The sequence below is a fragment of the Dietzia sp. WMMA184 genome (genome assembly GCF_002441635.1).
In the GTDB taxonomy this organism is placed as follows: Bacteria; Actinomycetota; Actinomycetes; order Mycobacteriales; family Mycobacteriaceae; genus Dietzia; species Dietzia kunjamensis.
In genome coordinates this window covers 2,946,594-2,959,902 of the sequence record NZ_NXEI01000001.1, presented here as the reverse complement: position 1 = coordinate 2,959,902, position 13,309 = coordinate 2,946,594, and the positions used below count along the sequence as shown (strand labels likewise).

Below are 13,309 nucleotides of genomic sequence, written 5' to 3'. Positions count from 1 at the left end.
TTAAGAGTTAAGTCACATACGAATGTGAACACCGTCCCGTCCTGAGTACACTCTGAGAGTCCTCCGCGGCCCCTCCCCCTCGGCCGCCCTCCCTCCTCCTCAGGCAGATCCCGTGACCGACACATCCTCCCCCTCCCCTGCCCCGACGACCAGTGAGACCGGCCTATTCCGCCCTCCGAGGGGGTCGCGGGCCGCGGCCGCGCTAGCGACCCTCGTCGTCGTCACAGCCGCGTGCACGCCCGCGGACGACCAGGCGATCGCCACCGAAGCGCCCGGCACGGTCACGGTCACCATCACCGGCCCCTCGACCACAACCACGACTGCGACGACGACCGTGACGCGGGAGACGACCATCGCCGCCGCACCTGACGGCTCCCGCGAGCCGGCGGCCGGACCGACAGCTCCAGCAGGCCGGACGATCCCGGATGCCGTGGCGTCAGCGCCCCGAGTCGCAACAGACGTCAGCGCCGGCCAGCGCAACGCGGCCAAATCGGCCGAGCAGTACCTCGCCATCTCTGGATTCTCGCGCTCCGGGCTCATCGAACAACTCCAGTACGAGGGCTACTCCGCCGCCGACGCGACAGGCGCCGTGGACTCCCTGACCGTGAACTGGAACGAGCAGGCCTCGCGATCGGCCCGCCAGTATCTGGACATCTCCGGGTTCTCCCGTTCCGGACTCATCGAACAACTCCAGTACGACGGCTACTCGGCGGACCAGGCCGCCCACGGGGCGACCGCGGCCGGATTGTAGAACGGTGGACTACTACAGTCCCTTGGCTCGCGCGACCAGGATCGTCATCTACATCCTGGCGGTCGTCATTCCGGTGGCGATCGCCTTGGCAGTGGTCGGCACGACCCCGTACCTGTTGGCCAAGGTCCCGGAACAGCACCGCAGCACGGTCGCGGCGATCGGCGAGGGCGCGGTCCGGCTCTCCGGAGGCAACGGGGGAATCTTCGGGTCACCACGCACCCCAGCCACCGCAGCCCAGTACCCGCTACCGGCCGGGACAATGCCATATAAGGGCGAATGGTCACCGCGACGTGCCCAGGACTTCAGCGCGCCGGCCGGACTCCGGACCGGTCTTGACTACTCGGTGATGACCACCGACGGCGGACACATCACCCATTGGCCGTGCGGTCACGAGATACAGGTGTCGACTTTCGGAGCGCCGTCGGGGAACGTCGGGGACGTGGTCTGGGCCGTCGACACTCTCGCCTGGACGAGCGGACTGCCACTTCGGTACGCGGGCCCTGGTGCCGAACACGCTCGCGAGGCGGAAGGCACGATCTCCGTCACCTTCGGTCATCATCCGGATTTCGATCTCGACCCGACCATCGCGGGCGTCGGTGGGCCGACCGCACTGTGGGCGGATGGCCGAATCTCACGGGGCGCGGTGACGCTGCGGCCCGAGAAGATGAACCCCTATGGCGGCGATCCCGGAACTCGCACGGTAATCCTTCACGAACTGATGCATGCGGTCGGGGTGAACCACGCTGCCGATCACCGCGCTGAGGTAATGGCCCCGCAGACTGCCCCTATACCGCAGACGATCCTCGGCTACGGCGACCGGTTCGCGCTGCACATGGTCGGGTGCCATTGAGCCCGGGCATCGCCCGAATGAGGAATGCCGCCGACCCGGCGGGCCTACGCTCGCCTCATCTGACGACACCATCCCCGGAGGTTCCCATGTCCACTCGTACCCGCCCCGCGGCACTGGCCGCCGCCACTGCTTTCGCCCTCGCCGCGCTGACCGGCTGCGGTGCGATGGACCCGAACAAGGGAGGAGACACCACCTGTGGCGACTACATGGAGATGGCGCCCGAGGACCAGCGCGAGGTGATCACCACCTTCCTCGACGAGAAGGGGCAGTCCGATCCCGCCGGCATGGAGGTCACGCTCAACCAGGAGGCGGCCAAGCTGTACTGCAGCACCGTGGGTCAGACCAGCGATCCGATCCGCAACGCCGAGACCGGGTGACCCCTGAGCATCAGACCCCGTACCCCCACCCGACCGGAGTCGACACCCAGCCCGCTGCTCGACCGCTACGAATGAGTGGTGAGAATAGAGGCGGGCGAACCGGAGGTGCAGCGATGAGGAACGGCGTCGTCGTCGACATCGGCGGCAGTGGTACGCGGATCGGCGCCGTGGTCGACGGCCACGTGGTGGGCGTCCACGGGGCCGAGGTCGCCACGGCCGAGGACCTCGCCGCAGCGGTCCTCGCCGTCGACGACTCCCCCGCCGGTGTGGGCGTGTCCCTCCACGGCCACGTCGACGCGGACCGGGGACGAGTGGTGTCCTCGCGGGCCGCCGCCTGGGCGGAGGGCGACCTGCGTACCGAACTCGTGTCGCTGATCGACGCGCCCGTCTCCGTCATCGGCGACGGTGACGCCCACGCCCTCGCACTGACGCGACTGCCCGACGTGGAGTTCGGCGGGATCGCCATCTCGCTCGGCTCCTCCCTGGCGTTCGGTGCGCTCAATCACCACGGCGCGCTCATCCACCCGTGCGGCCACACCGGATGGGACCTCGGGCACTGGCGCATCGTCGGCGACGGCACCAACACCGAGGCCTGGTGGGGGCTCGGCGGTCACGGGCTGTACGACCTCGAGCGCGAGCACGGCGACGGCGCCGCCGAGATCTACGCCTACCGGCTCGGCTCGTTCCTCGTGGACGCCGTCCAGCTCTTCCGCCCTCAGACCGTCCTGCTCACGGGGGGCATCGTGGTCGGTCTGGGCAAGGCCCTGCACGGCCCGGTCGCCGAACAGCTCCAGTCCCTGCCGATCTCGGTGTCCACCCCTCGGGTGGTCTTCTCGCCGTCGCGGGACACCGCGCTGTTCGGGGCGGCCGTCGCCGCGGGGCTGGCCTTCCCCGAGCGACGCTGAGGCGACGCTCGGGGCCTGGCCCCGACACCCGGCCCGCACGTTCTAGTCGAGCAGCCCCCGCAGGTCGTCGGCGGTGAGCGCGGCCGAGAAGTGCTCACCGCTGTCCAGGACGGACGCGAACAGCTCGGCCTTGCGCCGCTGCAGCTCGACCACCCGTTCCTCGATCGTGTCCCGGGCGACCATCCGGTACACCAGCACCGGTCGGGTCTGGCCGATGCGGTGCGCGCGGTCGACGGCCTGGGCCTCGGTCGCCGGGTTCCACCACGGGTCCAGCAGGAAGACGTAGTCGGCGCCCACGAGGTTCAGCCCGACGCCGCCGGCCTTGAGGCTGAGGCAGAACACCTGCGCGCCGCCCTCGGTGAACTCACCCACGGCCCCCGCCCGGTCGGTGGTCCGGCCGTCGAGGTGCGCCACCGTGATCCCCTCTGCGCGCAGGCGGTCCACGACCGTGTCGAGGTAGGTGGTGAACTGGCTGAACACCAGCGCGCGGTGCCCCTCGGCCACCACCTCCCGCAGCGCGGCGATGAGCTCGTCGGTCTTGGCCGAGGCGACCCCGGCGTGGGCCGGGTCGATCAGCGAGGCGTCCAGGCAGAGACGCCTGAGCACGGTCAGCCCGGCGAGGATGCTGATGCGGTTGGCCTCGAAGTCGTCGAGCAGCGCCAGCAGGGACGCGCGTTGCCGCGCCAGTTCCCGCTCATAGAGCCGGCGGTGCGTGGCCGAGAGTTCGATCTCCATCACCGCGTCCGTGCGCGGGGGCAGCTCGCCGGCCACGAGCTCCTTGCGCCGCCGGAGCAGGAAGGGCCGCAGACGCCGCCGCAGCCGTTCCAGCGCGGCCGTGTCACCGTTCTTCTCGATGGGCGTGCGGTACTGGGCACGGAAGTCCTTGGCGTCGGGCAGGACACCGCGGCACGACAGCGCCGCGACCGCCCACAGCTCGGTGAGGTTGTTCTCCATCGGTGTGCCGGTGACCGCCAGTAGGAAGTCGGCCCGCAGCCCGGCCAGCGCGGCGAAGAGCTTGGAGGTGGGGTTCTTGGCCTGCTGGGCCTCGTCGAGGATCACGCCGGCCCACTCGATGCCGGCGTAGGACTCGGCGTCCAGCCGCAGGACCGTCGCCGAGGTCACCACGATGTCGTGCGCACCGGCGTCCTCGGCGACCGTGGTGCCGGACTTGGCCTCGGTCGCCGACCGCCGCGCCACGCGCAGCGAGGGCACGAACCGGCGGGCCTCGGCCTCCCAGTTGGGGACGACCGACGACGGTGCCACCACCAGGAACGGGCCGGGCGCTCCGGGGCCCGCCGCGTCGCCCCCCGGCCCGACCTCCCCGGTGTCGGCCGTCTCGTGGGCGTGGGCGATCAGGGCGAGCGCCTGCACGGTCTTGCCGAGGCCCATGTCGTCGGCGAGGATGCCGCCGATCCGGTGGCGCCAGAGCATGGCGAGCCAGTCCAACCCGTGCTGCTGATAGGGCCGCAGGTCGGCGTCGAGCATGGCGGGGACGGGCACGGGTGCGGGCGTGTCGGAGGCCAGCTCGAGCAGCGCTCTGGCGCGGCCGGAGGGCGGGGCCAGGTCGTCGGCCAACTCGGCGAGGTCGGCGAGGAGACCCGCCTGCCCGAGGCCGATCCGCACGCCCGTGGAGTCCGGTTCCCTGCCCACGCGGTCGGCGGAGGCCGCCATCGCCTCGTCGAGCAGTACGCGCAGCTCCCCGAATCGCTCGAGGTCCACCGGGACCAACAGGCCGTCGGCGGTGATGAACTCCTCCTGGCCGGTGACCACCGCCCGGAACACCTCCGCGAACGGGACGGGGCGGCCCTCCACGGTCACCGAGACCGTCAGGCCCAGCCAGTCGATGCCGGACCTGTCGTCCTCGGTGGCGACGTGGATCCGCGGCCCCTCGCTCGCACGGCGGATCTGCGGCACGCCGTCGAGGACCGTCACGCGGATGCCGTCGAGGGCGCCGAGTTGCTCGATCCCGTCGGTGAGCACCAGGCCGGCGTCACGGCCGGAGATCCGGACCGGGCCGTCCGCGATCGTCCAGGCCCAGCCCGCTTCCGCGACGGCCGCCGCCAGCACAACCGCATCGAGGTCCGACGGGTCACCGCCGCGTGAGGCGACCACATCCGCCGTCAGCGGGCGGCGGCGCTCGGCCTCGGTGCCGTCGGACATGCGCATCACGTCGACGCGCCGCCACTGCAGGACCAACTCCAGGCCCTGCCCGGCAGCAGACCCGGCAGCGGGCCCCACAGCAGACCCGGCACCCGAGCCGCCGCGTGCGCCGGTTCCCGCCCCCATCCCCGCGAGGGGGCGGATCGTCAGTTCGAGCTCGACGCGGTCCCACTCGGGCAGTTCGAGCCGCCCGACGCGGTCGACCACCGGGAACCGGTCGGCGAGGTCGGGCAGGAAGTCGGCGCAGAACTCCGCGACGGCCTCGTCCGGGACGCTGAGCGCCCGCCAGTCGCGCAGCCGCCGGGCCACTCCGGGGTCGAGCCGCCCGACCGGGGAGAGCTCCAGCACCCGGCCCCGGACCAGCGCGACCATGTCCCCGTGCTCCCCCACGAGGGCGCCGGGCAGGGGGCGGTCGACCTCCTCGTCGTCGTCGGATAGAGGCCGGGTACCGTCCGGTCCCGGTTCCACCTCGGCCGCGGCGACCAGCACCAGCTCCGAACCGTCGGGGCTCCACGCGGTCAATCCCACACGGCGGGGTGGCCCGGGCACGACCTCGCGCAGGCCGTCGCCGGGGACGATCTCGATCTCCGCCTCGGCCGCGGTCGCGATGAGCGGCCACAGCGCGGGGACCTCGGCGTCGCACAGGTCCAGCCACACGCGTGCCTGCCGGTGGCTGCGGGCGAGGGCGTCCACGGCGCGGAACCACCCGGCCTGGGCCATCGACAGCGCGCCGTCCCAGCCGTAGCGGAGGCGGTCCCATTCCACCCCGGCCGACTTCCACCGTCCGCCGCTGCCGGGGACGACGATCCGGGCCTTGAGGCGGTTGCCCAATCCGGGACGCAGGCCGCCCGAGCCGTCGTCCGCCGCCAGTTCGTCCGGGACCACCGAGAGCTGCAGTCCCACCACCGGGGCCTCGGGTTGCCACCGCGGGGTGTCGAGCGCGCGCAGGGAGTCCTCGGCCTGCCGCCGCCAGGCGGGGATCGACTCGTCCTGGCTCGCCTGCGCGCTGACGAACAGCATGAGGGCGGCGGCGTGCTTGCAGTTCAGCCCGACGGGGCACGAGCACATGCTGCGCAGCGGGCGGGTCGACCCGTCCGCGGCCGGCGCCGTGAGGTGGACGGCGGTGGAGTACCAGCGCCCGCTCCCCGCGGCGCCGCTGCCCTTGACGTTCGCGGTGAGTCGGTGGGTGGCGGCGTCGTACGCCACGTCGCGGATCCGCGTCGCGTTGGCGTAGCCGCGGGCGCGCCCCAGCGCCGCCGAGCCCACGAAGGACTCGACGTCGGACTCGGGGACGCGGACGGTCGATGTCAGCACGCCGCCAGGCTAGAGGACGACGACGACGAGGTGCCCGGACACCGGAGTCGGTGAGCCCACCGCTGTGGAGTCGGACCGGGCTGTGGAGAACCGGATGCCGGTGGACCGGATCTTCCGGGCCCTGGCCGACGCGACCAGGCGGGACATCCTCCGGCGCACCCTGGCCGGGGAATCCACCGTCTCCGAACTCGCGGACCGCTACGACATGTCGTTCGCGGCCGTCCGCAAGCACGTCAACGTACTGGAGGAGGCAGGACTGATCACCGACCACCGGATCGGCCGCGAGCGCAGGATCCGGGGAGACCTCCGGGCGATCCGGGGAGCCCAGCGCCTCCTCGACGCCGTCGAGGACATCTGGCAGGCACGCGTCGGCAGACTCGACGCCCTCCTCGCCGAGGACTGACCCGTCACCGCAGGACACACACGAGGAAAGAGGCAGGCCATGCCTGTGACATCAGTGGACAGAGACCTCGACCGGCTGACCCTGACCATCACCGCGGAGTTCCCGGTAACGGTCCGTCGACTGTGGGACGCGTACGTCGACCCGCGCCAGCTCGAGAAGTTCTGGGGACCGCCCACGTGGCCGGCCACCTTCACCCGGCACGACGTGTTCCCCGGCGGCCGCTCGGACTACTACATGACCGGGCCGGACGCCAGCCGCGCTTGCGGGTACTGGGAGTACCTGTCGGTGGACGAGTGCCGGTCGTTCGAGGTGCTCGACGGCTTCAGCCACGACGACGGCCGGCCCAACACCGACCTGCCCACCCGCGAGGCGATGGGCCAGATCGAGGCCGTGGTCACCGACGACGCCACCTTCGCCGCCGACACCGGCACGCAGTCGCAGCTCCTCGACGAGCGGACCGTGCGCGTCACCCGGATCCTGCACGGCACGCCCCGGCAGGTCTGGGACGCCCACCACGAGCCGGAGCTGCTGAACAGGTGGTTCCACGGACCCGACGGCTGGGCGCTGGTCGGCTGCCGGGTCGCCCCGGCGCCCGGCGAGACCACCCGCTTCGAGTGGGCCCCCGACGCCGGGGTCGAGGGCGAGGCGTTCGCCCTCACCGGGCAGCTCTTGGAGACCGACCCACCCCACCGGGAGGTCTTCACCGAGACGATGGAGGGCGTCGACGCACCGCCGACGCGCAACGAGCAGACCCTCACGGCCGTCGAGGACGGGACCCTCATGACGCTCGTCATCACCTACGACAGCGCCGAATTGCGCGAGACGATCCTCGGCACCGGCATGGTCGACGGGATGGAGGCCGGCTACCGGAGGCTGGAGGCGGAGGTGCTGACCAGCCCCTGACCGCCGCCCGACCGGCTACGGCCTACCCGCGGTCCTCGAGTGCGGAGGTCCGCGGGTCGGGGTCGGTGGTGGCCGTCTTGTCCGCGAACACCCGCTCGACGGCCAGCACGATCAGCACCACGACGATGCCGGCGGCCACGGCGGCCAGGACCGTCGGCCAGTCGGCGCCGGGAGCCAGGACCTCGGCCTCCTCGGTCTGCCACGGCCACAACGCGCGCAGCGACCCCAGCATGAGTCCGGCCATGGCCACCAGGGTGGGCTTGCGGAAGTCCTCGAGCAGGCGGTCGAGGACCTTGACGAACAGGGAGATCCCGACGAGCGCGCCGAGGGCGAACACGCCGAGGTAGGCGAAGTCCCGGTCGTCGACGGCGCCGAGGGTCGGGGCGTAGAGCCCCATCGCCAGCAACAGGTAGGACCCCGAGACGCCGGGCAGGACCAGGGCACAGATCGCCACCGCCGCCGCGACGAACACCAACAGGTAGGAGGGGTCACTGATCGAGCCGCTCGGCAGGCCGGACAGGACGAACGCGAACGCGGCACCGAGGACGAAGATCAGGCCCAGCACCCAGTTGCGCCCACCCGGGGTGGACCGCGCCATCCCCAGCGGCACGGCGATGCTGGCGGCGACCATGCCGAGGAACAGCCCGCGGGCGATCTCGGGGCTGCCCTCGACGAAGCCCTTGAGCACACCGGCCATGGTGAAGACCATGACGAGCATGCCCAGCGCCAGCGGCAACAGCAGCCACCAGTCGACGTGCCGGAACGCCGCGCGGGTGCGGGCCCGACGCTCCGGCCCGAGGGCGGCCGAGCGCAGGCCGTCCACGACGTGCGCCCCGGAGTCCAACAGGCGCGGATAGACGCCGGTCACCAGCGCCACCGTTCCGCCGGAGACGCCGGGCACGAGCTCGGCCATCCCGATGAGCGCGCCGCGGACGACGTTGCCGGCCATCCCCAGCGGTCCGGGCCGGACCGGCACCGGCGTGCCGGCGTCGAGATCGGCGTCGTCGACCGGGTCGTGGACGGACCGGACCGGATCGTGGACGGACCCGGCCGGGCCGTGGGGGTCGCGGGAGGGCCTCGACGAATCGGCAGTCATCGTTACAGCTTCCCCGAACCACGCCCCTCGATCCAAGCGACGCACCCGGGGCGCGGGGGGATGACTAGGCTCGACAGTCCAGCGGCACGTCATCCGGCGACGTGCCCCCGGGCCGGCGTGGGAGGTCGGGACATGCCGATGCACTACCCCCCGCTGCCCGACGGCACCTACCGGTACGGCGACCCGCCGCAGCCGTTGCCCTCCCCCGTCCCCGGGCCGGATCCGAGCTCTCCTGCCCCTGATCCGGGCTCCGCGTACCCGCCCCCGGCCCCCGATGGCCGCCCCGGCGACGGCCCACCGCCCGCCTGGGCCCCCGCGGAGGGCCGCCCTCCCGGCACCGCGGCGGCCGCGGCGATCATCGGGGTGGCGGCCCTCGTCGTCGTCGTGGTCCTGGGCGTGGTCTTCCTCGGCCCCGGATCCGACCCCGGCCGCGGTACCGACCCGTCGCGCGGCCCCTTCCCGCAGGTCCTCCCCCCGGCCGAGCGGGCACCGGGGTCCGGATCGTTCACGGTCGACGGCACGTTCACCGTCGTCTCGACCCCCGCGGAACCGGTCTCCGGCGACCGCACCGGCTGCGACCTGCCCATCACCCTGTCCGACATCGGCGAGGGCACCACCATCACGCTCATCGACAGCGGCGCCGCGCAGATCGGCACCGCCATGCTCGTCTACTCCGGCGGCGACCTGTCCTCGTGCACCTTCACCTTCGAGTTCCCCGACGTCCCCGCCGGCGGCTCGTTCTACATGGTCGAGCTGCCCGGCCGCGGCCAGCTGACCTACACCGAGGGCGAACTGCGCGCGGGCGTCGACATCACCCTCGGTCGGTGAGCAGCCCCGGTCGGTGAGCAGCGTCGGGCGGGGAGGGCGCCAAGCGCGAAGGCGGGCCGGGGTCGAAGGCGGGCCGGGGTCGCGCGCACTCCCGGCGGGGGTGCCGGGCGCGCGGATAGGGTGGGGACAGCGACGACGACGAGACGGGGAGGCGTGCAACGGTGAGCAACGGCCCCGGACCGGACCACGGTGACGAGGCGTTCCGTGCCTCCGAGGTGGAGCGCCTCGTGGGGGACATCGACCTCGGCCCGTTCCTCGGTACGCCCGTCGACCCGTTGGCTGAGCCGCTCGAGCAGCCTGTGCCCGTCGAGGCGCAGACCCCGCCGCTGCTGGTCCTGAGGGACCTCCTGGTCGACGAGCGGTTCCCGGAGCTGTTCGCCCGGGCGCTGCGCGCGGCCGACCCCGACTTCCGTGAACTGTTCCCCCGCGACGCCACGCCGGTACTCCGGGACTTCGCGCGGGCGATGAGGTGGGCGTTCGAGACCACCGAGCACGCGCGCGGCGACCGGGCCAAGGTCGAGGAGGTCGTCGAGTTCGCCCGCCACCTGGGCGCCGACCACCGCAAACTCGAACTGACGCCCGGGCACCACCGGCGCTTCGGGGAGGCGCTGGCCCACACCCTGCGCCACCTCGCCGGACGCGCCTGGGACGACCGGCTGGAGACCACCCTGGGCACCGCCTACCGGGTGCTCTCGACCGCCCTGCAACAGGGCGCCGCCGCCGACGAGGGCCCCGCGCGCGTCGGCGCGACCGTGGTGGAGATCCTGCGACCCACCCGGGACGTGGTGGTGGTGCGGCTCATCAGCGACGTGATGGTCGACTACCACCCGGGGCAGTACCTCAGCGTGCTCACGCCCTACGCGCCCGGCGTGTGGCGGCGGCTCAGCCCGTCGATCCCGTCGAACCCGGCCGGGCAGATCGAGTTCCACGTCCGCGACGTGCCCGGCGGCGCGCTCAGCGGCTCACTGGTCCGCAGCGTCGGCGTCGGTGACCGTTGGGTGCTCGCCCGTCCCCTGGGGATGCTCGAGGTCGACCGGTCCGAGCCGACCCGGGACGTGCTCATGATCGCCGGCGGCACCGGGATCGCGCCCCTGCGGTGCCTGCTGCTGGACATGATGCGCCACGCCGACAACCCGCGCGTCCACCTGTTCTACGGGGCCCGCTTCCCCGGCGACCTCTACGACCTGCCGACGTTGGTCGACCTCGCCGCCACCGCCCCGTGGTTGACGATCCAGCCCGTCGCCGAGGAGGACGAGGACCCCTGGTGGGCCGGCCCCCGGCAGGACCTGCCCCGCACCCTGCACCGTCGGCAGACCGGGACCCTGGTCCGGGCGGTCACGCAGTGGGGGTCGTGGGCCGACCGGCAGGTCATCGTCTCGGGCTCACCCGAGATGCTTCGCGCGACGGTCCGCGGTCTCGTCGCGGCGGGCACCCCGCGGGAGAACATCAGCTTCGACCGCCCCTGACAATCCCGCCGCGCGGCGCGGCCACCCACGTCGAGACGAGTCCCCGCGCGCAGAGAGGCAGCACACCGCCGCCGCCGACACGGCCTCATCGAATTGCGCACGCGGAATGCACGCTTTTCCCGAGGCTGTGCTGCCTCTGTGGACCAAAGACGACGCGTAAGTCAGCGACTCCACGATGACGACGGTTCAGGCCTCGGTCTCGTCCGCCTCGGTCTCTGTATCGTCCGTCTCCGTGTCGTCTGCCGCCGTGCCGCCATCAGCGGTAGCGCCGTCCCCGCCGACGCCGGCGGCGGCGCCCTCGCCCTCTCCCTCGCCGTCGCCGGCCGCCTGGGGGTCGCCCGCCGGCGGGGTCGGGGTCGCGACGCTGGTCTGCGGAGTGGTGGAGGTGCCCGTCGTGGTGGTGGGACTCGTCGGGCTGGTCTGCGAGGTGTTGCTGCTGGTGCTGGTGCGGGTGCTGGTCGTCTCGCAGGACTGGAACACGCGGCGGAACCGGTCGGGGACGCCCAGCTGCTCGAGTTGCTCGCGGCACACGTCCGAGGTGGGCTCGGCCAGGAACTCCCAGTCGTCGTCGCGCCACGAGAGCAGCTCGATCTCCCCGTCGTCGCGGGTGACCAGCAGGAACCGCTCGTCGCATTCCCGCACGGTCGTGCCGCTGCCCAGCTCATCGGCCACGAAACCCGGGCTACAGCGTTCGGCCGGACTCGGCGGGCCGGTCGTCGTGGGCTGCGTCGTCGGCGGCGTGGTCCGCGTGCTCTGCGAGGTGGTGGTCTGCGTCGTCGTGGTGGGGGTGGCGACCGGGTCCTCGTCGTCGCCGGTCGCGGAGACCAGCCACACCACCAGCGCAGCCACCAATGCGACCGCGAGCAGGATGGCGGCGATCATCCACGGCGTGGACCCGCCGTCACCGCCACCGTCGTCCCAGGCGTCGCCGTCCCCCGGCGGCGGGACGTCCCCCGGCGGCGGCACGTCCCCGGCGGGGTGGCCGGAGGCGGGGACGCCCGCGGCGGTCGGATAACCGGACGCGCCGGGACCAACCCCGGGCGCCCCGGCCCCGGCGGCCGCGCCGAACGCCCCCGCACCACCGGCCGCCCCGGCAGCCCCACCCGCGGCCGCGGCTCCACCGTCCGCCGGGTACTGCGACCACGCCGTGCTGCCCTCCCCCGCGCCGACCGGCGGGAGGTGCTCGGTCGGCGGGTCGGTGGGCGGGAGTCGCTGCGTCGGCGGGTCGGCACCCGGCTCGACGGCCGGATTCGGCTCGGTGACGGCGTCGTCGCCCGGGCGCTCGGAATCAGCGGGGCCCTCGTCCCGGTTCGGGCCGCCCGGTCCGGTCACCGCGGGACCTCCCCGCCCGAGGGCTCCGTGACCCGTCCGTTGGCGAGCACCGGGATCACCTTCCGGATACCGGTGACCTCGTCGTCGTCGACATCCACCACCAGTAGCTCCGATCCGGCGCCGGCCTCGGCGCGCACGGTCCCGTCCGGGCCGACGAGCAGCGAGTGACCGACGCCGGTGGGGGCGCCGGGCTTGACCTCCACGCCCTCCACCTCGGGATCGGCCTGCCCGACGGCGAACAGGAACGCGGTCGAGTCGAGCGCGCGGGCGCGGGCGAGCAGTCGCCACTGGTCGACCTTCCCCTCGCCCGCACCCCACGAGGCGCTGCACAGGGTGATCCGGGCGCCGGCGGTGGCGAGCGCCGTGTACTGGCCCGGGAAGCGGATGTCGTAGCAGACGCTCAGACCCACGCCCACGCCGTCGACCGTCACCACGTGCGTGGCGTCGCCCGGCTCGACGGTGTCGGACTCGGCGAACCCGAACGCGTCGAACAGGTGGATCTTGTCGTACCCCAGGTGGAGGTCCCCGCCCTGACCTGCCCCGGCGGAGCCGCCGTCGGCGTCGCCGGCCGGGCCGGTGACCAGGAGGGTGTTGCGGACGCGGCCGCCCTGCCCGGGCGTGAACATGCCTACGACGACGAGGACACCGTGCTCCCGAGCCGATTCGGCCACCGCGGTCGCCCACGGGCCGTCGAGAGGTTCGGCGATCTCGTCCAGCCGGCCCGCACCGAACGCCCGCATGGTGGCCTCGGGGAACACCACGACCCGGGCCCCCTGCGCTGCGGCCTCGGCGACCGACTCGCGGACCAGCCGAAGGTTGTCCTGCGGGTCGCGTCCGGTCAGGATCTGGGCGGCGGCGATACGCACGGGTGGTCCTCCTCGTCGGCGGCGGGCTGTCGTCTCAGCCGGCTGGGGCGTCTCCCCG

12 protein-coding genes are annotated in these 13,309 nt (G+C 73.0%); 8 read left to right on the top strand and 4 right to left on the bottom strand.

Going from position 1 to position 13,309, the window contains the following annotated elements; translation table 11 throughout:
- Nucleotides 1-112 precede the first annotated feature (112 nt).
- The 4 genes from CK206_RS13615 to CK206_RS13600 all read left to right on the top strand — a co-directional run bounded on the left by CK206_RS13615 (nt 113) and on the right by CK206_RS13600 (nt 2,883).
- On the top strand, nt 113-751 hold the full coding sequence (locus CK206_RS13615; protein ID WP_227022143.1) for an Ltp family lipoprotein: 639 nt from the start codon (nt 113-115) through the stop codon (nt 749-751).
- Between the two features lie 346 nt (nt 752-1,097).
- A complete protein-coding gene (locus CK206_RS20455) occupies nt 1,098-1,601 on the top strand; it encodes a hypothetical protein (protein ID WP_254050587.1) in 504 nt (167 codons plus the stop codon).
- 86 nt (nt 1,602-1,687) lie between these two features.
- Nucleotides 1,688-1,978 (top strand): hypothetical protein, encoded by a 291-nt coding sequence (locus CK206_RS13605; RefSeq protein ID WP_096906710.1) that lies wholly within the window; start codon nt 1,688-1,690, stop codon nt 1,976-1,978.
- Between the two features lie 113 nt (nt 1,979-2,091).
- Complete coding sequence (locus tag CK206_RS13600) at nt 2,092-2,883, top strand: ROK family protein (RefSeq protein WP_067719438.1); 792 nt, start codon at nt 2,092-2,094, stop codon at nt 2,881-2,883.
- Nucleotides 2,884-2,925: 42 nt separating this feature from the next.
- Here the strand turns inward: CK206_RS13600 and CK206_RS13595 are convergent, their stop codons facing one another.
- Nucleotides 2,926-6,357 (bottom strand): DEAD/DEAH box helicase, encoded by a 3,432-nt coding sequence (locus CK206_RS13595; RefSeq protein WP_096906709.1) that lies wholly within the window; start codon nt 6,355-6,357, stop codon nt 2,926-2,928.
- A 94-nt stretch (nt 6,358-6,451) separates the two neighbouring features.
- Between CK206_RS13595 and CK206_RS13590 the strand changes: the two genes are divergently transcribed.
- Nucleotides 6,452-6,760, top strand: coding sequence for a metalloregulator ArsR/SmtB family transcription factor (locus CK206_RS13590; RefSeq protein WP_096907459.1), 309 nt, complete (start codon nt 6,452-6,454; stop codon nt 6,758-6,760).
- A gap of 39 nt (nt 6,761-6,799) precedes the next feature.
- Nucleotides 6,800-7,663 (top strand): SRPBCC family protein, encoded by an 864-nt coding sequence (locus tag CK206_RS13585; RefSeq protein WP_096906708.1) that lies wholly within the window; start codon nt 6,800-6,802, stop codon nt 7,661-7,663.
- Nucleotides 7,664-7,685: 22 nt separating this feature from the next.
- Here the strand turns inward: CK206_RS13585 and CK206_RS13580 are convergent, their stop codons facing one another.
- The gene (locus tag CK206_RS13580) at nt 7,686-8,759 is read right to left on the bottom strand and encodes a DUF368 domain-containing protein (protein ID WP_254050586.1); all 1,074 of its coding nucleotides are present in this window, start codon (nt 8,757-8,759) and stop codon (nt 7,686-7,688) included.
- Nucleotides 8,760-8,891: 132 nt separating this feature from the next.
- On the opposite strand from CK206_RS13580, the gene CK206_RS19895 reads away from it, so the two are divergent.
- Both CK206_RS19895 and CK206_RS13570 read left to right on the top strand, forming a co-directional pair.
- Complete coding sequence (locus CK206_RS19895; protein WP_096906707.1) at nt 8,892-9,587, top strand: hypothetical protein; 696 nt, start codon at nt 8,892-8,894, stop codon at nt 9,585-9,587.
- A gap of 161 nt (nt 9,588-9,748) precedes the next feature.
- Nucleotides 9,749-11,053 (top strand): FAD-binding oxidoreductase, encoded by a 1,305-nt coding sequence (locus CK206_RS13570; RefSeq protein ID WP_096906706.1) that lies wholly within the window; start codon nt 9,749-9,751, stop codon nt 11,051-11,053.
- 186 nt (nt 11,054-11,239) lie between these two features.
- On the opposite strand, the gene CK206_RS13565 is transcribed toward CK206_RS13570, so the two are convergent.
- Both CK206_RS13565 and CK206_RS13560 read right to left on the bottom strand, forming a co-directional pair.
- The gene (locus CK206_RS13565) at nt 11,240-12,385 is read right to left on the bottom strand and encodes a hypothetical protein (protein ID WP_216824137.1); all 1,146 of its coding nucleotides are present in this window, start codon (nt 12,383-12,385) and stop codon (nt 11,240-11,242) included.
- Nucleotides 12,382-13,251 carry a nitrilase-related carbon-nitrogen hydrolase gene (locus CK206_RS13560; RefSeq protein ID WP_096906705.1) on the bottom strand — a complete coding sequence of 290 codons (870 nt, stop codon included), beginning with the start codon at nt 13,249-13,251 and terminating at the stop codon, nt 12,382-12,384. The genes CK206_RS13565 and CK206_RS13560 overlap by 4 nt, the downstream gene beginning before the upstream one ends.
- Nucleotides 13,252-13,309 lie beyond the last annotated feature (58 nt).